Origin of the sequence: Streptococcus oralis (assembly GCF_003943395.1) — a bacterium.
In the GTDB taxonomy this organism is placed as follows: domain Bacteria; phylum Bacillota; class Bacilli; order Lactobacillales; family Streptococcaceae; genus Streptococcus; species Streptococcus oralis_BF.
Window position 1 is genome coordinate 36,601 of sequence record NZ_RJPJ01000002.1, and the last position, 19,519, is coordinate 56,119.

A 19,519-nucleotide genomic window follows, 5' to 3' on the forward strand; every position below is an offset into this window, starting at 1 on the left:
CTATCCCTCCTTTATGTATGCCAGGAAGTCATCATGCTTCACTCGTTTTTCTAGAGGCGGAATTTCCATAAAGTCATCCCCGTAGATGGCAGAAAGGATTTGCTGATAGGCCACAGGAATTTTGTAAACTCTATCTTCAAATGGACTGTCAATCGTTGTATCCAAGAAGGACTTGTCAAACTTCGTAGAAACTCTCTTGTTCTCCATAAGATAGTCAATGAAGTCTCCATCTTTTTCTTGAATAGATAGGATATTCATTTTTTGATTCCAAGTTTTGACACGAGTCAGACGGAATACAAGGACAAGTAGATATCTGACGATATTCATGAGTTTTGCATTCTTATTATGGATGCCATAAAGGGTATAGACTGATAAACGACGGTAAGTATCTAGTTTTACCATGTCTTTGTTAACATCAGCATAATAGTCAAATGGGAAAACATCCACACAAATTCCTAAATCGATATCATTTTCGATATAGTTGTTATCATAGACTGTTCGCGCATCATATACTCGGTAAAATGGGTAAGGGTAACGACTGTCATTTTCCCAAGAAACCACTTTGTAGACAGGGTCATTATCTTGCAGAATGGCTTGATACAATTTGTCGTATTCATCGCGTTTCAAAGAGATATCAATATCGTCATCCCAAGGAATGTAGCCCTTGTGTCTCACTGCACCCAGTAAGGTTCCATATGCCAGTGAATAGTTGATGTTCTCTTTTTGACAGAGATTGTGGATATAATCCATGACACCTAGTTCAACTTCTTTGATCTCTGATTCGTCTAGCTTTCTGTAGCCATCTCTTTTTTTATAAAGAACAGAGAAATAGTAGCCTGAAATCACAAACAAGATACAGCCCTGTAGTGAAATTCCATAGAAGGTTGAACTCAAGAACAAGTTAGAAATGAGAATAACAACAGTCATCAACAGAATGGTAATCAATTCATGATTGTGGCGACCTTCTTGAAGGTCTTTTTTATATTTCTTAAGACTTGAAATAATGAAGGAAAGCATGAAGATAGCCAGCGGGATAAAACCTGTCAGACCATCATAGAATAACAACTCAAGGTAGCCATTATGAGTAAGGTAGTGCTCCTTGATGATGTAGGCCGAAGCATCATACTCTTTACCTAACTCATACCAGTTTCCACCTGAATATCCAAATAAGGGACGTTTAGGGATAAAGGAAGCTGTTGACTGCCAAATGGCAAAACGGTTATTAGAGATATTTTCTTCGCTGGTGTCTGTTCTCTCAAGAGAAAGATTCTGATCCCCAATTTGACCTTCTGCTTTTTTCTTTTGGATTTCTGCAGAATTGGCTTTTAAATACATATCGCTACTATACTTTACACCATTGTAGCTTACAAATACTAAAGCAACTGTCACAACCACTGTGATAAGAGATTTCCCTTTTTTACTCCAGTCTCCTTTCATCAAGGCATAAAGAAAGGCTACTACCACCAAACAGATATAAGTTGTTCTTGAGCCAGATAGCACAATATAGGCAAAATTCAAAAGGATAGATGAAATAGCTAACGTCCTAATGATTTTATTGTAGAAAGACAAACGCATCCACAAGTAAATAATGACCATCAAAGAAATAATAGAGAGATAGTTGGGACTGGCTAGGATTCCAAATAGACGAGACTCTACAAATCCTTGGCGAATCAATAAGCCCTTGTAATCAAATACGCGGTAACCTTGCAACATGAAGAATTGCCAAATTGAGACAAGAACACCTAGGGTATTTGCGACAGTGATGACTGAAAAGAAGACATCAAATAGAACACGCGCTTTTTTCACTGTGAAAGACTGAAAGACAGGATAGAGTGCAAAGAAATAGATGAAAAAGACGACTAAGTTCTTTATGTTTGTTGAAAATCCATACTTTACAACTAAGACCGCGGTCAGGATATTCATTATAAAAAAGAGAATCAAATACTCAATTTTTCTGACAGTCAGATAGGCTTTTTTGATAAAGAAATTATAAAGTCCCAACAAAACGCCCATGAGGGTCATGCCAAGGGTGACAAATTTATTGGCCGAGATTGGCTGAAGTGGGACAATCAAGCCTGCCATACAGTAAAAAGATATAACTGATAAAAACAGCAGATTGATTTTAAAATAGTTTTTTTCAATAAATGAAATCATTGTTTCTCCTAACGCTTAGTTTGTGCAAGCAAGATTTTCGTATACAATTTTCGACTCAGGCACAAAGCTAAAAAGCTCACTTTTCTTGCTCTTGTAAAACGACTATCTGAAAGAATGTTCTTTGTGTTTTTCTTTAGATAGGCAATCAAACGGTCTTCTAAGACCTTATCCTTGAAATCTGCATCAACCAAGAGCCTATCCAATACATAGAAGTAAGCCCAGTTTAAACGCATGGTTGCAACAGCTGCTAGTTCAGGATAATTCTCTCTGATAATATTTGCGTTTTGCTCATAAGCCTCAATAACGTTTAAGAATTTCAAGGAGAATTTTTGAGTCGTGATACTATTTTCACGGTGAACATAGTAGTATTTTTTTTCATTTGTTGCAACAACCTTGCGACAGTGATGAATCAAGGCAATCATGATAAAGGCATCTTCTGCTATTTTGCCAATTTCAAATCGTAGGTGTTCAAAGAGTTCTTTTTTATAAAGTTTGTTGACAGCTGTGACCGAGAGGATTTTAGCTTCCATAACCATTTTAATGGCTTCTTGGGGAGTTAATTCCCAAGTCTGAATCGCTGCAACTTGCTTTTCTGGCATTTGGTGGTAGACATCATAATGTCCACACATAGAAAGATCAGCATTGGTTTCTAGCATTTGACGGTAAAGGGTCTCATACATATCTTCGTCAATGTAGTCATCACTATCGATAAAACCAATCAAATCAGAACTCGCCTCTTCAATCCCTCTATTTCGAGCGTCAGACAAGCCACCGTTTTCTTTGTGAATGACACGAATCCGTTGATCTCTTTGAGCTAATTGATCACACAGTTCTCCACTAGTATCCGTTGAGCCGTCATTGACAAGAAGAATTTCCAAGTTGGTATAGGTCTGTTTTAAAATGGATTCGACACACTTCTCCAGATAGGCTTCTACATTGTAGACTGGAACGATAACGCTTATTTTTTCTCCCATCATGCTCCGTATTCTCCCTTGTACTCTGTGTAACTCTTGTCCATGTCTGCTATAATGGCATCATGATGCGGTACTTGCTTGTCTGCTGGTGGTGGTGTCATATAATCCCCAAAAGCAGTGCTGAGATAGGCATCATAGCCGACTGGGATGGGCATCTCAGTTCCTTCAAATGGCAAGAAGAGATTATCTTCAAAGGATGCGATTGGGTACTTGTTTCTCATGTAGCCAGGACCTGAGCATAATTCCGTGATTCCATCACTCTCTGATAAAGTGTACTTGGTCATTTCTTTCTCAGCTTTTTTCCAAATGCGATAACGTAAAGATTTTGGCGTCAGGCCGAGTAAGATGCGACTTCCCCATTTCATGACTGCACCATGCTTTTCTGGGACAGTTTGGGCGCAAAAGAGTGAATAGATCAAGGCCCAGCGGACTTGTTTCTTACGCTCAGCTGGATTTTTAGGATAATAATCTAAAGGCAAAACATCCAAGGCTAAACCGTGTGGCAAATCCAAATCCTTTTGATAAGGCTTGATACAAGTTGTTTCCTTATCACGAATGGTAATAAAAAGGTTACGATCTACAAAATCCTTGTGACTCTTTGACAAAAAATAACGTTCATCTGCATAACGAGGCCATAGTTCAACTAATTTTTCATAGTCCTTGCGAGGCATGAAAAAGTCTAGGTCATCATCCCAAGGAATGAATCCCTTGTTACGAAGGGCACCAATAGCCCCTCCACCACAGAGATAGCACAACAAGTCATGTTCTTTACAAAATGCGACGAAATATTCAGCCATTTCCAGACTACGAGCCTGAATCGCTTTCAAATCACTCATGTCTCTCCTCTTCTTTTCAAAAACGAGTTATATCGTTTTATTATACCATAAAAAAGCCTTAAAAATCCATCAGAGAGTAAGAAAAATCAAAGCCTAAACCACTTTTTTACTAGTGATTCAAACTTTGATTTTCTTTATAAGAGTTTTCTATCTCATTCCCATTTGGGCGAGTTTTGTCTTGTATTTATTTTGGTCGACAAGGAGAGCCTGCCCTCCATAAACATCGTAGTCATCTACCCAGTCACCAAGTTCGGGAACAGTTAATCTTTCGATACCATTCTGAGCGCCTTCTATGACAGATAAACCATTGGTCAATAAGAAGCTATACGGTAGATTGGTTGAAGTCATTCCAAAGACCTTTCCAAGCGCCTCTGAACCTGTAAAGAGTTTGGTCGGGTCTTTGATTTGCTCAAGAACAGCTGACATGACCTGCTGCTGACGTTTGGTACGACCATAGTCTCCTTCATCATCGTCACGGAAACGGGCATAGTTAAGTAAGGTTGAGCCATTCATTTGTTGCTTGCCAACACGAATCGTTTGAGTTGGTGATTCGGTTTCTGTTGCATGAAGGTCATCTCCAACTGTGGCTTCTGTCAGAGGCTGACCATTTAACGTTGAAAACTTAGCGTCTATAGTCACTCCATCAGGAAATAACGTATCAATGGCAGTTGCAAAGGCTTGGAAATCCACTAGGGCATAGTACTTAATGTCCAAATCAAAGTTATCTTTTAAAACCTTGCGGACCATTTCTGCCCCTTTTTGCCCTTCTTGTTCCCCAAGTTCATAGGCAACATTGAGTTTATTATCCGTTTGTTTCTTGCCATTCACAATCTGGCTGTAGCCATCAATATAGACTAAGTTGTCACGCATGAAGCTGACTAGCTTGATCTTCTTATCCGAACCACTAACATTCAACACCATAATCGTGTCGGTACGGGTTTCTGCACTATTTTGACCGATACGACCATCTGTCCCCATGACTAGGATATTCACACCATCTTTGGTATCCTGACCGTTAAAGACCTCTACTTGAGCTGCTTTTGCATCAGCTGGCCTATTGGTAGAAGTTGCTGACTGGAAACCGCGCAGGAACATAAAAATCATCCCCGCAGCCACACAGGTTATCAACAGTAAAAGCCAAATTAGAACTCGTTTGAAAAATTTTCTTGGTTTCTTCTTTTTCACTTTTGGAAGAGAGGGAAATTTCTGATGTCTATTCGAGCGACTTTGATTGGAATACTGTGGAATCCCAATGTCCTTCCCTAGATTTTTTTCCCTTTCACCTTCATTAGAGGGAAATCCACCGTCCATTTTTCTTTTCAGATAGTCAAATTCTCTCTTTTCTCTGTCATTTAGGTAATGAATATTCTTAAAAAGGTAATCATAGCGTAACTGCTCATGATGACTTAAAAGGCTTTCTTTGCTCATAGGCTCTCCTTTCCTAGGTCCCTTATGGTGAAAATAGGGTAGGTTCCCAGTATCTTGTACTGGATTCCAATTGCTTCTAGTTCTTGTCTGGCAAAATGAACCAGTTCTTTGTCACTATAGTCTACATCGATAATGAAAAAGTATTCTCCCAAGGCTGTTTTAAGGGGGCGACTTTCAATCTTTGTTAAGTCAATCCCTCTCCAAGCAAAGGTCGAAAGTGCCTTGTAAAGAGCACCAGGTAGGTTGTCTGGTAAGGTCAAGGCCAAACTCATTTTTTCAGCTTGTGAGTTCAAAGGAATCATCGGTATCTCAGACCCTAAAATCCAAAAACGAGTGAAATTGACTTCCATCTCCTGAATATCCTCAGCAATTAATTCCAAGCCATATTCTTCAGCTGAACTTTTAGGAGCAATGGCTGCATAAGGCTGGTCTGGATGTTCCGAGATACAGCGAGCTGCGTAGGCAGTACTGGCTGTTACCTCTATTTTGGCCTCTGGATAATGCGCCTCTATGAATTTCTTTCCCTGAGCCAGAGCCTGAGGATGAGAAAAGATTTTCTCAATTTTTGACTGACCTGGAACTGCCATCAGCTGCTGGTGAATGGGTTGAACGATTTCTGCTACTGCTTGGATGCGAGCCTGATGAAAAAGGTAATCCAAGCTTTCATGCACACTCCCCTCAATGGAGTTTTCAACTGGCACCACAGAATAATCCACCAAGCCTTGCTCATAGGCCTTGATAACATCTGTGATATTGGCAAAGGCATGCAATTCCTCTTTGGGAAAGGCTGTCTGCACAACATGATGTGAAAATGATCCCTTGGGACCTAGATAGGCAATTTTCATCTCAGTTCCTCAATAATTTCCTCTGGGCTTAGCTTGGTTACATCTAGAACACGACTGGCTACTTCCTCATACCAAGCTTGTCTTTCTTGGAAAATCTCTCGCAACTCTTCCTTACTGTTGTTGAGAAAAATTGGCCGTTGATTGTCCTTATCAACTGCGATACGTTGGTAGAGGGTTTCAAAATCTGCTTTTAGATAAATGTTATCAGGATTTTGTTTGAGCAAGTCACGATTTCTCTGAGAAACGACTACTCCTCCACCAGTTGACACAACTCGGTCCGTTTTTAGTAAGTCCGCTAAAACTTCAGACTCTATCTGACGAAAGGCTTCTTCTCCCTTTTCAGCGAAAAATTCCGCAATGGACATGCCCAAACGTTCCTCGATTAAGGCATCCATATCAAGGTAATCTGGGTTCAAGCTTCTTGCGATTGTGGATTTGCCAGCCCCCATAAATCCAAGTAATACCTTAGCCATGAATCAGATTCTCCAAATCATCAAAGAAGCTAGGATAACTGGTATTGATGGCTTCTGCACGGTCAAGTTCCACATCTCCATCAGCAACCAAGAGGGCCGCGATGGCCGTCATCATTCCGATACGGTGGTCTCCAAAAGTATTTACTCTAGCACCATGAAGGGAGGATTTCCCTTTGATAATCATTCCATCTGCCGTCGGTGTGATTTCAGCCCCCATGCTATTTAAGGCATCAGCCACCACCTGAATGCGGTCTGTTTCCTTGACCTTGAGTTCCTCAGCATCCTTAATGACCGTTACACCTTGCGCTTGTGTCGCGAGAAGAGCAATAATAGGCAATTCATCAATCAATCGGGGAATCAAGGCTCCACCAATCTCTGTTCCTTTCAGGTCTGAAGACTCGACAGTCAGCGTTGCAGATTTAGCGACTGGATCTATTTCTGTCATTTCCAATTTTCCACCCATAGTGCGAATGACATCAATAATACCAGTGCGAGTTTCGTTAATGCCCACATTCTGCAGCACCACACGAGAATCTGGCACAATCAATCCAGCTACCAACCAAAAGGCTGCACTGGAAATATCTCCTGGAACAACAACCTTTTGTCCGGTCAGTTTTTGTGGTCCTTGGACTGTAATTTTCTTGCCATCCACACTTAAATGGCCACCAAATTGCTGAAGCATATCTTCGGTGTGGTTACGAGTACATTCTTTCTCGATAATAACGGACTCCCCCTGAGCCTGCAAGGCTGCAAATATCAAGGCAGACTTGACTTGGGCAGAGGCGATTGGCAACTCATAGTGAATCTGTGTTAGGTTTTTAGTACCTTTCAAGTGAAGAGGGGGCAGGTCTCGCTCTGTTTTCCCTGAAATGCTGACGCCCATTTTTTTTAATGGAATCGTCACACGATCCATAGGACGTTTAGAAAGACTATCATCTCCAAACATCTCTACTTCGAAGTCTGCACCAGCAAGCACACCTGAGATCAGGCGAATCGAGGTTCCAGAATTCCCCATATCCAAGGCATTTTGCGGCGCTTTTAAGCCATCCATTCCAACACCTTGAATGGTAATAACCTCATCTTTATCCTCAATTTCAACACCAAGGTCACGAAAAACCTGCATGGTTGAGAGCACATCCTCTCCACGCAGAATATCATAAACCTTAGTCTCGCCCTCAGCCAAACTTCCAAAAATAATCGAACGGTGGCTGATAGACTTGTCCCCTGGAACCCGGATACTGCCATGTAAGTGGCGAATGTTTGTTTTTAGTTTCATAGTTGACCTCATACTTGCAATACTTTTTCTTATTTTATCACAAAAAAGCCAGAAATTCCTGAAATTTCTAGCTTTTATACAGATAAAATACTATTTCAATAATTCCGAAACAGGTTCAAAGACAATTTTTTCAATGTCCGAAAGATAAATGGACAATTGTTGCTGTTTGGCAAAGAAATCTGACAAAAGAGCGTTCTCTTGGATTTGCTTACTGAAAGACTGCATCTTTTCTTGGAAAGAGGCGTCTGGCATTTGTCCAGTCTGCGCCATGACTTGGATTTCTTGCTGGAAGGCGATATAGTCTGCAAAAATCTTGCTAGCTTGTTCATCAGCTTGGATGGCATCTTTTGCTGCCTTAACCGCCTTGTATTCTGGTAATTCGCGTAATCCGCGACTGAGTTCATTTGCACTATCGTAAATATTTGACATGATTTTCTCCTTATTTGATGATGACTGTGTAGTCTGTATTTTCTGTAATTAAGCGCTCAGCTCGTTCCAGATCTTGAGCATTTTTAAAGGAAATTTGTAGAATCCCGTGAATATCCTCACGGTTTTCTTCATTGATGTGAATGTTGACCAAGGAAGTTCCTCGTAGCAATTCCAAAATCCGCAAGATAACATCTTCTTCATCGGGAACGTCGACATAGAGGTCATAAGAACTGTCCACACCACCACGCTTATGGATTTCCATGACCTGACGTTGCGCACGTGCTTGATTGAAAAAGTTCCAGATCTGCTCTTCATCTCCCTTGCTGATGGCTTGTCCAACCTCATCTAGGCGTTCCTTGAAATCCGCAATTCGATCCAGGATAGTCTCTTGATTGGACAAGAGAATGGAAGTCCACATACCTGGCTCGCTTTCCGCAATGCGAGTCATATCCCGAAAACCACCCGCCGCAAAGCGCCTTGCCATCTCATGTTCTTGAGCATAGACTGCTGTCTGCTCCATGAGACTGGAAGCCAGAATATGAGGAAAATGGCTAATCTGAGAAGTGACCCGATCATGCTCCTTGGCATCAATCTCGATAAAACGAGCATGAAGGCCTGAAAGCAGATCTTTCATTTCCTCAAGTGTGCCAGAACTTGTCAGGCTCGAAGGTGTGAAGATATAATAGGCATTTTCAAAGAGATTAACATCTGCAGAGGCAGCCCCTGTCTTGTGGCTACCAGCCATGGGATGGGCCCCGACAAAGCGAACAGGCTTGCCAGCTAAATACTGCTCCGCTGCATCCACAATGGCAGACTTGGTCGATCCAGCATCTGAGATAATGACGCCGTCTTTCAAGTCTAAATCTGCCAGCTCCTTAATAAAAGCAATGGTCTGCTTGATTGGCAAGGTCAGAATGATGGCATCTGCCAGAGGAGCGAAACTGGCAAAATCATCCGTCGCACGGTCTATCATGCCTTTTTTCAAAGCAATGTCTCTCGAAGCCTTGCTACGATTGTAACCTAAAATTTCATAATCTGGATGATCGCGCTTGATACCGAGTGCCATCGAAGCACCAATCAAACCGAGACCTGCGATATAGATGGTTTTTGCCATAGAAACTCCTTAATAGTTCTTTGTATAGTCTCGGTGTTTGGCTACCGCTTCTTTTAGTTCCTCAAGATTATCTGATGAGAATTTTTCAAGAATTTCCTGTGCCAGAACCGTTGCCACAACTGCTTCCATGACCACACCTGCTGCTGGAAGAGCGGTCGGATCACTTCTCTCCACAGTTGCATTGTAAGGTTCATGCGTCTCGATATCCACACTCATAAGTGGTTTATAAAGAGTGGGAATGGGTTTCATAACGCCACGAATAACAATCGGTTGTCCATTAGTCATACCACCTTCAAAGCCGCCTAGATTATTGGTACGGCGAGTATAGCCGTCTTCTTTAGACCAGAGAATTTCATCCATGACTTGGCTTCCTTTGCGGTAACCAGCTTCAAATCCAAGACCAAATTCCACCCCTTTAAAGGCATTGATAGAGACAACTGCCTGAGCCAATCGCGCATCCAATTTTCTGTCCCATTGAACATAGGAACCGAGACCAACTGGAACACCTCCGACGACTGTCTCCACAATCCCACCAATGGTATCACCGTCACGCTTGATTTGGTCAATATAGTCCTTGATTTCCTGTTCCCGCTCTTGGTTGACAATAGAAACTTCTGACTGGGCAGCTCGTTTCTTAATCTCAGCGACTGTTAGATTTTCAGGTACATCGATTTCCTTACCACCAAAGACCACGACATGGTTAGCAATCTCCATATCTAGCTCAGCTAAGAGACGTTTGGCTACTGCCCCAACAGCAACTCGCATGGTGGTTTCACGAGCTGATGAACGTTCCAAAGAATTTCGCAAATCATCAAAACGGTACTTGATGCCCCCTACCAAATCGGCATGACCTGGGCGAGGATGGGTGATTTTCCGCTTGCTTTTCAGGCGGTCTTCAATGTCCTCAGCAGACATGATATCCAGCCATTTCTGGTGGTCTTTATTGATGACATCCATGGTAATGGGAGCCCCTGTCGTCTTCCCGTGACGAACGCCCGAAGTAAAGACAACCTGGTCACTCTCAATCTTCATACGGCCACCACGACCGTAGCCACCCTGACGGCGTTTCAGATCCCCATTGATGTACTCTGCTGTCAAAGGAAGTCCCGCTGGAATTCCTTCAATAATAGCCGTCAGACGGGGGCCGTGTGATTCTCCTGCAGTTAAATATCTCATACATTCTCCTTATTTTACCAAGTAGTCTTTCATCTCTTCCAGAGAAACTGGGTGAATTGTCGCTGAACCAAGCTCTGGTACCAATACCAATTTCAAGGTGTTGCCACGTGCCTTCTTGTCATGAGTCAAAGCTTGATAAAGCTTGTCAACATCCCAGTTTTCATAGTCAACAGGTAAGCCAAATTTCTGACACATCTCTGTGATGGACTGGGTTATTCCTTCTGGCATAAGGCCTTTTCCCTCAGCAACCTTAGAAATCTGAACCATACCCATGGCTACAGCCTCTCCATGCATGACTTTTCCATAACCGGCAGTCGCTTCAATAGCATGACCAATAGTGTGCCCAAAATTGAGGTAGAGGCGAACACCATTGTCCAACTCATCCTCAACCACCATCTTGCGCTTCACCTGACAAGAATGTTCAATCAAAGTCTCTGCATGTTCAAGTATGCTCTCTACAGAACCATCCAGTTCCGTCAAGAGAGCCCACAGTTCGGGATCCTCAATCAAGCCGTACTTGATAACCTCACCCATCCCTTCAATCAACTCTCTTTTCCCAAGTGTTTCAAGGACAAGCGGATCAATCAGAACCCCATCTGGTTGGGCAAAAGTTCCTACCATATTCTTAGCAAATGGAGTATTGACACCTGTCTTACCACCGATAGAAGAATCAACCTGGGCTGTCAAACTAGTCGGAATCTGAACAAAGTGAATCCCACGCATATAGGTAGAGGCCACAAAGCCAGCCAAGTCCCCAACGACACCACCACCAAGAGCCACAATCCCATCGCTACGAGTCAACCCCTGCTTGACTAAAAATTCATAGACTTTCTGAACAGTGGTTAAATTTTTTCGTTCTTCGCCTTCTAAAAAGTCAAAAACAGCTACCTGAAAACCAGCATCTTCTAGGCTGAGCTTGACCTTTTCCGCGTAGAGAGAAGCTACATGGTTGTCGGTTACGATAACCACTTTTTGAGGTTGCCAGAGTTCTAGCAACCATTGACCTGCTTGCGATAGACAACCTTTTTCAATCTGAATATCATAAGGATGATGCGGAATATCGATTCTGATTTTCATAGTAGGGTCTCCTTTTCACTATTTATATTTTTCTGTTAAAGACTGCCAAATCTCGTCTGTCGGCATTTCTTTACCTGTCCACAGTTGAAAAGCTTCTGCGGCTTGATAGAGCAACATCCCCAGGCCATTGACGGCTGGATTCCCCTGACTTTTAGCCCATTTCAAAAATGGCGTTTCAAAGGGTTGGTAAATGACATCGGCCACCAAAAGATTTTCTGGCAAATTGATTCTTTCTGGAACTGGGGACGACTGCCCATCCATCCCCACACTAGTGGCATTGACGAGCAGGTCCGACATGGCAATTTTTTCTTGCAGTTCAGATAGATCTTCTAAAGCATACAATTCCACTTTAAAGCCTGTTTGCTCCTGTAACTTGTCCAGATAAGGTCTTGTTTTTTTCATGGAAACTGAACGAACAAAGACTGAGATCTGACTGACTCCATCCAAAATAGCCTGCGCCAAGATTGATTTGGCTGCGCCACCTGCTCCCAGAATGGTCATTTTCTTATCCGAGATTGTAAAAGAAGGCAAGCTCTTAAAGAATCCCTTGCCATCTGTATTATATCCAATTAACGTTCCGTCTTGATTGACAACTGTGTTGACCGCCCCAATCAAACGAGTTTCATCACTCAACTCATCCAGATAAGGAATCACTTGTTCCTTGTAAGGCATAGACAGGTTGATTCCAAACATCTGGTAACGGCGAATATTGGCGACTGTTTCTGCCAAGTCACCCGCTTCAATCTCCCAAGCTATATAGACACCATTGGTAGCTGTCGCCTCAAAGGCTCTATTGTGAATAAAAGGTGAAATAGAGTGTTTAATGGGATTTGCAACGACAGCCGCCATACGTGTGTAGCCATCAAGCTTCATCCAAAATCTCCCTGATTTTCTTCATGTTTGATAGAGAAATCTGACCTGGGGCACTCGCTTCATCTAGACTAGCAAAGGACCAACTTGAACCCGTCACATCTGAAGTGATACGCGATACCTTGCCCATTTTCCCCATGGAAATGGTCACGTACTCTTGCTCAGGATTGAGTGTTTTAAATCCTCGAGTGTAGTTCATCAGGTCTAAAACATCCTGCTCCGTATGGGCCATAACTGATACCTTGACCACTTTTGGAGAGAGACTGGTCAACTCAGACAAAATCTCCATCATGTTTTCTGGTGTTTCCTGGAAATTATGGTAACTCAAAACAAGATTTGGAAAATCCAACATTTCCTCAAAAACGTCCTTGTAGCTGAAATACTCAAAATCTACATAATCCGGCTGATAGAGCTGAGTGACTTCCTTGATGATTTGAACATACTCCTCAGAAGACAGTTCAATTTCTCCTCCCTCAGCGCGAGTCCGAAGGGTAAAGACCAGTTCGCGGCCTGCGAATTTCTCAAAGATGGCAGGTGCTACCTGTAAAATGGCTTCCTTGGCGAGGAAGTCTGCACGCCACTCGATGATATCGGCATCTTCATACCGTGTGGCATCCAGTTCTTGTGCTTCTTCTAAACTTCTTGGCATTACTGAAACGATTAATTTCATCTACTAACCTTCATACTAATCACCTTGAGGTAATTACTGCTTTCATCTTTTTTATTATAGGCAAAGTCTGCTGGAAGTCCGTATTTGTTTAAGACTTGATACCTTCTTCCTGCAAAACCTTTATCAATTTGTTCTGTAAATTTCTGGCGGGAAACATTGGCAGCATTGGTACTGGCGATGATAATGCCTCCCGGATTTAAAATCTCTAGACTCTGGGAAATCAACTTGTGATAGTCCTTAGCTACAGAGAATGTTTGTTTTTTATTGCGGGCAAAACTCGGCGGATCAAGGACAATCACATCATAAGTCAAGCCTTTTCGCTTGGCATACTTGAAGTACTCAAAGACATCCATAACGATAAAACGATGATTGTACGTGCTGAATCCATTTGCCTGAAAATGAGCTTCTGATAGCTCTCTGGATCGTTTGGCCAAGTCGACAGAAGTTGTCTCACTCGCGCCTCCCATAGCTGCAGCAACAGAAAAAGCAGCCGTATAGGAAAACATATTGAGCAAGGATTTGCCCATGGCTAGACCGTCAACCAGACTTCCACGAACCTCATGCTGGTCTAGGAAAATACCTGTCATCAAGCCATCATTCATAAAGACTTGATAGAGCACGCCATTCTCAAGAACAGTAAAATAGTCTGGCGCTTCCTCACCATAAACATAGGCAGACTCGTAGTCTAGACCTTTAAAACGAATCTTCTCATAAGCCCCCAAGACCTCAGGAAAAACTTCCTTAAAAGCCTTTACGATCAGCTCACGAATCTGGTAAACAAAGGAGTTGTACCAAGAAAAGACAGCATAATCTCCATAGAGATCAACAGTCAGACCACCAAAGCCATCCCCCTCTTGGTTAAAAAGGCGAAAGGCAGTAGTCAAGTCATCTTGATAATAAGGCTTTCTAGCTTCCTTAGCCTTACGAAACAGAATTTCAAAAAAGGCTTGATTGAAAGGAACTTTTTCCTTGCTGATGAACCAGCCAATGCCCTTGTTCTGCTGAGAAAGATAGGCACTCCCTAAAAACTTCCCGTCCTGACTAAGAACTTCTACTGCCTGATCCGTCAGATCAATATCTGTTAAATCACTTGCTTCCAAAAGAACTAGACCCTTAGCTAGCTTTTTTTCAACACGTCTGCTGACCCTAATTCTATTCATAGCTACTATTATAGCAAATTTTGTGACAATTCTCAAAAAAGAAACCGTTTAACCATCTGTACTTTAGTTTACTAAGTGTCATTTTTGTTCAAATAAGTTTATTCCATTTACTTTTTCACCAAAAAATTCTCCCCCTTGTGATGGAAATAGAGATTTTAATCGATAAAAATAGACAATTTCAGAAATGAGTATAGAATCTTGCGCAAACGTTTGCCTAGTTCTAAACTTTATGGTAGAATAAAACACAACATTGATAAGCAAGAGGAAAAACAATGCAAAATCAGACACTTATGCAATACTTTGAATGGTATTTGCCTCACGACGGCCAACACTGGGCTCGACTGACAAATGACGCAGAACACCTAGCAAACCTTGGTATCAGCCATGTCTGGATGCCACCTGCCTTCAAGGCAACTAACGAAAAAGATGTCGGCTATGGTGTTTACGATCTTTTTGACCTAGGCGAATTTCACCAAAAAGAGACTGTCCGTACCAAGTATGGGTTTAAAGAAGATTATCTTCAAGCCATTCAAGCCCTAAAGGCACAGGGAATTCAACCTATGGCCGATGTGGTGCTTAATCACAAGGCTGCTGCCGATCATATGGAAGCCTTTCAGGTTATTGAAGTGGACCCTGAGGACCGTACCCTTCAGCTAAGCGAGCCCTTTACTATCAATGGCTGGACTCACTTCACCTTCGATGGTCGTCAAGATACCTACAATGACTTCCACTGGCACTGGTACCACTTCACAGGTACAGACTACGATGCCAAACGCCGTAAGTCTGGCATTTACCTGATCCAGGGGGACAATAAAGGCTGGGCCAACGAGGAATTGGTCGATAACGAAAACGGTAACTACGACTACCTCATGTATGCTGACCTAGACTTTAAGCATCCTGAAGTCATCCAAAACATCTATGACTGGGCTGACTGGTTCATGGAAACGACTGGTGTAGCTGGTTTCCGCTTGGATGCTGTTAAGCACATTGACTCTTTCTTTATGGGCAATTTCATCCGTGATATGAAGGAAAAATACGGTGACGATTTCTATGTTTTTGGAGAATTTTGGAACCCTGACAAGGAAGCCAATCTAGACTATCTTGAAAAAACTGAGGAACGTTTTGACCTTGTCGATGTTCGCCTCCACCAGAATCTCTTTGAAGCTAGTAATGCTGGAGCAAGTTACGACCTTCGTAGTATTTTTACCGATAGCTTGGTTGAACTCAAGCCTGACAAGGCTGTCACTTTCGTTGACAACCACGATACCCAAAGAGGTCAAGCCCTTGAGTCTACTGTTGAAGAATGGTTCAAGCCAGCTGCCTATGCGCTTATTCTTTTACGTCAAGATGGACTTCCATGTGTTTTTTACGGAGACTACTACGGTATCTCAGGAAAATACGCCCAACAAGATTTCAGAGAAGTTCTTGACCGTCTCCTTGCCATCCGAAAAAACTTGGCCTATGGAGAGCAAACAGACTACTTTGATGATGCCAACTGTATTGGATGGGTACGTTCAGGTGCTGAAAATCAATCTCCAATCGCAGTCTTGATTTCAAATGACCAAGAAAACAGCAAGTCTATGTTTGTTGGTCAAGACTGGGCTGACCAAACTTTTGTTGACCTCCTTGAAAATCATCCAGCACAAGTTACGATCAATGCTGAAGGTTATGGAGAATTTCCAGTAGCAGCGGGTTCAGTCAGTGTCTGGGCAACAAAATAAACCTATCAGTTACAAGTCAAATCCAACCGGATTTGGCTTTTTTGTATGCACAAAAAGACCTACCCAAATGGATAGATCTTTGCTTGATTACAATTTACCTGCTACTGCCTCCAAGAGTTCTTGGATTTTCGCTTGATTGCTTCCTCCTGCCATGGCCATGTCTGGTTTACCACCACCACGTCCATCGACGATTGGAGCCAATTCTTTGACAAGGTTTCCTGCATGCACATCTTTTGTCTTGCTTGCTACAAGGACATTGACTTTGTCACCGATAGCGGCAACTAGGACAAGCAGGTCAGAGTAGTCTTTTTGTTTCCAGTTATCAGCAAAGGTACGAAGGGCACCTGCATCTGATACAGAAACTTGGCTAGCAATGTAACGGTGACCGTTGACTTCCTTCACATCCTTGAAGACATCACCTGCAGCCGCAGCTGCTGCTTTTTCCTTCAATTCTGCATTTTCTTTTTGGAGTTGGCGAAGTTGCTCTTGAAGCCCTTCAACCTTGTGAGGTACTTCCTTGAGTTGAGGGGCTTTCAAGGTTGCTGCGACGGCTTTCAGAGCGTCTTCTTGTTCACGGTAAGCTTCAAAGGCTTCCTTACCAGTCACTGCCAAGATACGGCGAGTTCCAGATCCGATTCCTTCTTCCTTGACAATCTTGAAGAGACCGATTTCAGAAGTATTGCCAACGTGGGTACCACCACAGAGCTCAACAGAGTAATCACCGATAGTTACAACACGGACTTCTTTACCGTATTTCTCACCAAAAAGAGCCATAGCCCCCATTTCCTTGGCAGTGTCAATATCTGTTTCAACAGTCTTAACTTCAAGAGCTTCCCAGATTTTTTCGTTGACTTGCTGTTCAATAGCGCGCAATTCTTCAGCAGTTACTGCTTGGAAATGCGTGAAGTCAAAGCGAAGGAATTCAACTTCATTAAGAGATCCTGCTTGTGTCGCATGGTTCCCAAGGATATTGTGAAGGGCAGCGTGAAGCAAGTGAGTCGCCGTGTGGTTCTTCATAACACGAAGACGACGATTGGTGTCGATGCTAAGTGTGTATTCTTGGTTCAAAGCAAGTGGTGCAAGAACTTCAACAGTATGAAGAGCTTGTCCGTTTGGTGCTTTTTGAACATCTGTCACTGTAGCTACAAGGTTTCCTGCAGCATCCAAGATTTGACCGTGGTCAGCTACTTGTCCACCCATTTCAGCGTAGAATGGAGTCTCTGCAAAGATCAGAGAGGCAGTTCCTTCAGATACAGCTTCTACTTCTGCATTGTCAGCCACAATAGCAACCAATTTAGAAGGCAATTGACTAGCATTGTAGTTGAAGACACTTTCCACTGTAATGTTTTGGAGGGTTTCATTTTGCATACCCATTGAACCACCTTTAACAGCTGACGCACGCGCACGTTCTTGCTGCTCTTTCATGGCTGCTTCAAAACCTTCACGGTCTACACTCATACCAGCTTCTTCAGCGATTTCTTCTGTCAACTCCACTGGGAATCCGTAAGTATCATAGAGTTTGAAGACATCTTGCCCCGCGATAACGTTTTGACCTTTCGCTTTCAAATCAGCTACAGTGGTTTCTGCAAAGTGTTGACCTGAATGAAGGGTACGGGCAAATGACTCTTCTTCGCTCTTGACGATTTTCTCGATAAAGTCACGTTTTTCAAGCACTTCTGGGTAGTAGCTTTCCATGATTTTTCCAACAGTTGGAACGAGCTTGTAAAGGAAAGGCTCGTTGATGCCCAATTTTTGACCGTGCATAGAAGCACGACGGAGAAGACGGCGAAGAACATAACCACGGCCTTCATTTCCTGGAAGAGCTCCATCACCGATGGCAAATGAAAGGGAACGGATGTGGTCAGCGATGACCTTAAAGCTCATGTTGTCGCCATCTTGATCGTAAACCTTCCCAGACAATTTCTCAACTTCACGGATGATCGGCATGAAGAGGTCAGTTTCAAAGTTTGTCTTAGCCCCTTGGATAACCGCCACCAAACGCTCCAAACCAGCGCCCGTATCAATATTCTTGTGCGGTAATTCCTTGTACTCGCTACGAGGAACAGCAGGGTCTGCGTTAAATTGTGACAGAACGATATTCCAGATTTCAATGTAACGGTCGTTTTCAATATCTTCTGCAAGCAGGCGAATACCGATATTTTCTGGGTCAAAGGCTTCTCCACGGTCAAAGAAGATTTCAGTATCAGGTCCAGAAGGCCCCGCACCAATTTCCCAGAAGTTGTCTTCGATTGGAATCAAGTGGCTTGGGTCCACTCCTACTTCAATCCAGCGATTGTAGGAATCCGTATCAGCAGGATAGTAGGTCATATAGAGTTTTTCTGCTGGAAAATCAAACCATTCTGGGCTTGTCAAAAGCTCATAAGCCCAGGTAATAGCTTCATCGCGGAAGTAATCCCCGATAGAGAAGTTCCCCAACATTTCAAACATGGTATGGTGACGAGCTGTTTTTCCGACGTTTTCGATGTCGTTGGTACGGATAGCTTTTTGGGCATTGGTGATACGTGGATTTTCAGGGATAATAGTTCCGTCAAAGTATTTCTTAAGGGTTGCTACCCCAGAGTTAATCCACAAAAGAGTTGGGTCGTTTACAGGAACCAAGCTGACTGATGGTTCTACAGAGTGTCCTTTGCTTGCCCAGAAATCGAGCCACATTTGGCGTACTTGTGCACTAGATAGTTGTTTCATAATATCTCCTTATTTACTTGTTTAATTTGATTGGCTTTCCAACATTTCCACATAGTCAATCGCGACACAGAGGGAAATGACCAGATCTGCATAAGAGTCTTCATAGACGGTTACGGTGTAAGTTGAGGTCAAATGGAAAATCTCTTTCCGAATCTCGGCAACAAGCTGATCACGATCATCTAGCAATTTGAAATTCAAATCCCAGATATTGCCCTCGATACGAAGCCCTAGATTGTCAAACTCATACTTATCTCGCCAGAAGGTCAACTTCTTACGAATGACGAAATTGGAACCGTTTCGTAGCTGAATAGTAAAGCGAGGAAGCAAGGTGAAAAATTCTTTACTAATTTCACTGACTTGCTCACCATAGGCGTCATAGATGGTAAAGGTCTTAGGAATTTGGAAGAAAGATCCCTCCACCTGATAGTTCACTACTCCTCTATCATCTTTGATATCGAAGCATTCGCCTCCAAGACGAAACTTTTGTTTCACGAGAAATGTCTTCATAAACACCTCCAAAAATCAAAAGACAAGCTCACATCACGAAGGGCGAAAAACCGCGGTACCACCTTCATTCAATGAACTTGTCATTCTCTTATTCTTATGCAAT

Annotated in this window: 17 protein-coding genes; 1 reads left to right on the forward strand and 16 read right to left on the reverse strand. The window is 42.7% G+C overall.

The window, feature by feature from the left end; all coding sequences use genetic code 11:
• The 14 genes from D8802_RS01520 to D8802_RS01585 all read right to left on the reverse strand — a co-directional run bounded on the left by D8802_RS01520 (position 1) and on the right by D8802_RS01585 (position 14,482).
• A complete protein-coding gene (locus D8802_RS01520; protein WP_125394530.1) occupies positions 1-2,154 on the reverse strand; it encodes a LicD family protein in 2,154 nt (717 codons plus the stop codon).
• A gap of 8 nt (positions 2,155-2,162) precedes the next feature.
• Positions 2,163-3,131 carry a glycosyltransferase family 2 protein gene (locus D8802_RS01525; protein WP_185758174.1) on the reverse strand — a complete coding sequence of 323 codons (969 nt, stop codon included), beginning with the start codon at positions 3,129-3,131 and terminating at the stop codon, positions 2,163-2,165.
• A complete protein-coding gene (locus D8802_RS01530; RefSeq protein ID WP_125394531.1) occupies positions 3,128-3,964 on the reverse strand; it encodes a LicD family protein in 837 nt (278 codons plus the stop codon). Before D8802_RS01530 ends, D8802_RS01525 begins: the two co-directional genes overlap by 4 nt.
• Before the next feature lie 147 nt (positions 3,965-4,111).
• A complete protein-coding gene (locus D8802_RS01535) occupies positions 4,112-5,392 on the reverse strand; it encodes an LCP family protein (RefSeq protein WP_125394532.1) in 1,281 nt (426 codons plus the stop codon).
• The gene (gene pheA, locus D8802_RS01540) at positions 5,389-6,237 is read right to left on the reverse strand and encodes a prephenate dehydratase (RefSeq protein WP_125394533.1); all 849 of its coding nucleotides are present in this window, start codon (positions 6,235-6,237) and stop codon (positions 5,389-5,391) included. Before pheA ends, D8802_RS01535 begins: the two co-directional genes overlap by 4 nt.
• Positions 6,234-6,710 (reverse strand): shikimate kinase, encoded by a 477-nt coding sequence (locus D8802_RS01545; protein ID WP_125394534.1) that lies wholly within the window; start codon positions 6,708-6,710, stop codon positions 6,234-6,236. The genes pheA and D8802_RS01545 overlap by 4 nt, the downstream gene beginning before the upstream one ends.
• Positions 6,703-7,986, reverse strand: coding sequence for a 3-phosphoshikimate 1-carboxyvinyltransferase (aroA, locus tag D8802_RS01550; RefSeq protein WP_125394535.1), 1,284 nt, complete (start codon positions 7,984-7,986; stop codon positions 6,703-6,705). The genes D8802_RS01545 and aroA overlap by 8 nt, the downstream gene beginning before the upstream one ends.
• Positions 7,987-8,076: 90 nt before the next feature.
• Positions 8,077-8,415, reverse strand: coding sequence for a YlbF/YmcA family competence regulator (locus D8802_RS01555; protein WP_000065971.1), 339 nt, complete (start codon positions 8,413-8,415; stop codon positions 8,077-8,079).
• Positions 8,416-8,425: 10 nt separating this feature from the next.
• Positions 8,426-9,529 carry a prephenate dehydrogenase gene (locus tag D8802_RS01560; RefSeq protein ID WP_125394536.1) on the reverse strand — a complete coding sequence of 368 codons (1,104 nt, stop codon included), beginning with the start codon at positions 9,527-9,529 and terminating at the stop codon, positions 8,426-8,428.
• Between the two features lie 9 nt (positions 9,530-9,538).
• Positions 9,539-10,705, reverse strand: a complete 1,167-nt coding sequence (aroC, locus tag D8802_RS01565; protein WP_125394537.1) for a chorismate synthase — start codon at positions 10,703-10,705, stop codon at positions 9,539-9,541.
• A 9-nt stretch (positions 10,706-10,714) separates the two neighbouring features.
• Positions 10,715-11,782: a 3-dehydroquinate synthase gene (gene aroB / locus D8802_RS01570; RefSeq protein WP_125394538.1), complete on the reverse strand. Its 1,068-nt coding sequence runs from the start codon at positions 11,780-11,782 to the stop codon at positions 10,715-10,717.
• Between the two features lie 18 nt (positions 11,783-11,800).
• On the reverse strand, positions 11,801-12,655 hold the full coding sequence (locus tag D8802_RS01575; RefSeq protein WP_125394539.1) for a shikimate dehydrogenase: 855 nt from the start codon (positions 12,653-12,655) through the stop codon (positions 11,801-11,803).
• Complete coding sequence (gene aroD / locus D8802_RS01580; RefSeq protein ID WP_125394540.1) at positions 12,645-13,322, reverse strand: type I 3-dehydroquinate dehydratase; 678 nt, start codon at positions 13,320-13,322, stop codon at positions 12,645-12,647. Before aroD ends, D8802_RS01575 begins: the two co-directional genes overlap by 11 nt.
• Entirely contained in the window at positions 13,319-14,482 is a 1,164-nt protein-coding gene (locus tag D8802_RS01585; protein WP_185758175.1) for a class I SAM-dependent rRNA methyltransferase, read from the reverse strand. The genes aroD and D8802_RS01585 overlap by 4 nt, the downstream gene beginning before the upstream one ends.
• A gap of 272 nt (positions 14,483-14,754) precedes the next feature.
• Between D8802_RS01585 and D8802_RS01590 the strand changes: the two genes are divergently transcribed.
• On the forward strand, positions 14,755-16,203 hold the full coding sequence (locus tag D8802_RS01590; RefSeq protein WP_125394541.1) for an alpha-amylase: 1,449 nt from the start codon (positions 14,755-14,757) through the stop codon (positions 16,201-16,203).
• An 87-nt stretch (positions 16,204-16,290) separates the two neighbouring features.
• Here the strand turns inward: D8802_RS01590 and alaS are convergent, their stop codons facing one another.
• Together alaS and D8802_RS01600 are read right to left on the reverse strand one after the other, a co-directional pair.
• Entirely contained in the window at positions 16,291-18,909 is a 2,619-nt protein-coding gene (gene alaS, locus D8802_RS01595; protein WP_125394542.1) for an alanine--tRNA ligase, read from the reverse strand.
• A 21-nt stretch (positions 18,910-18,930) separates the two neighbouring features.
• Positions 18,931-19,416: an LURP-one-related/scramblase family protein gene (locus D8802_RS01600; protein ID WP_125394543.1), complete on the reverse strand. Its 486-nt coding sequence runs from the start codon at positions 19,414-19,416 to the stop codon at positions 18,931-18,933.
• Positions 19,417-19,519: the final 103 nt, after the last annotated feature.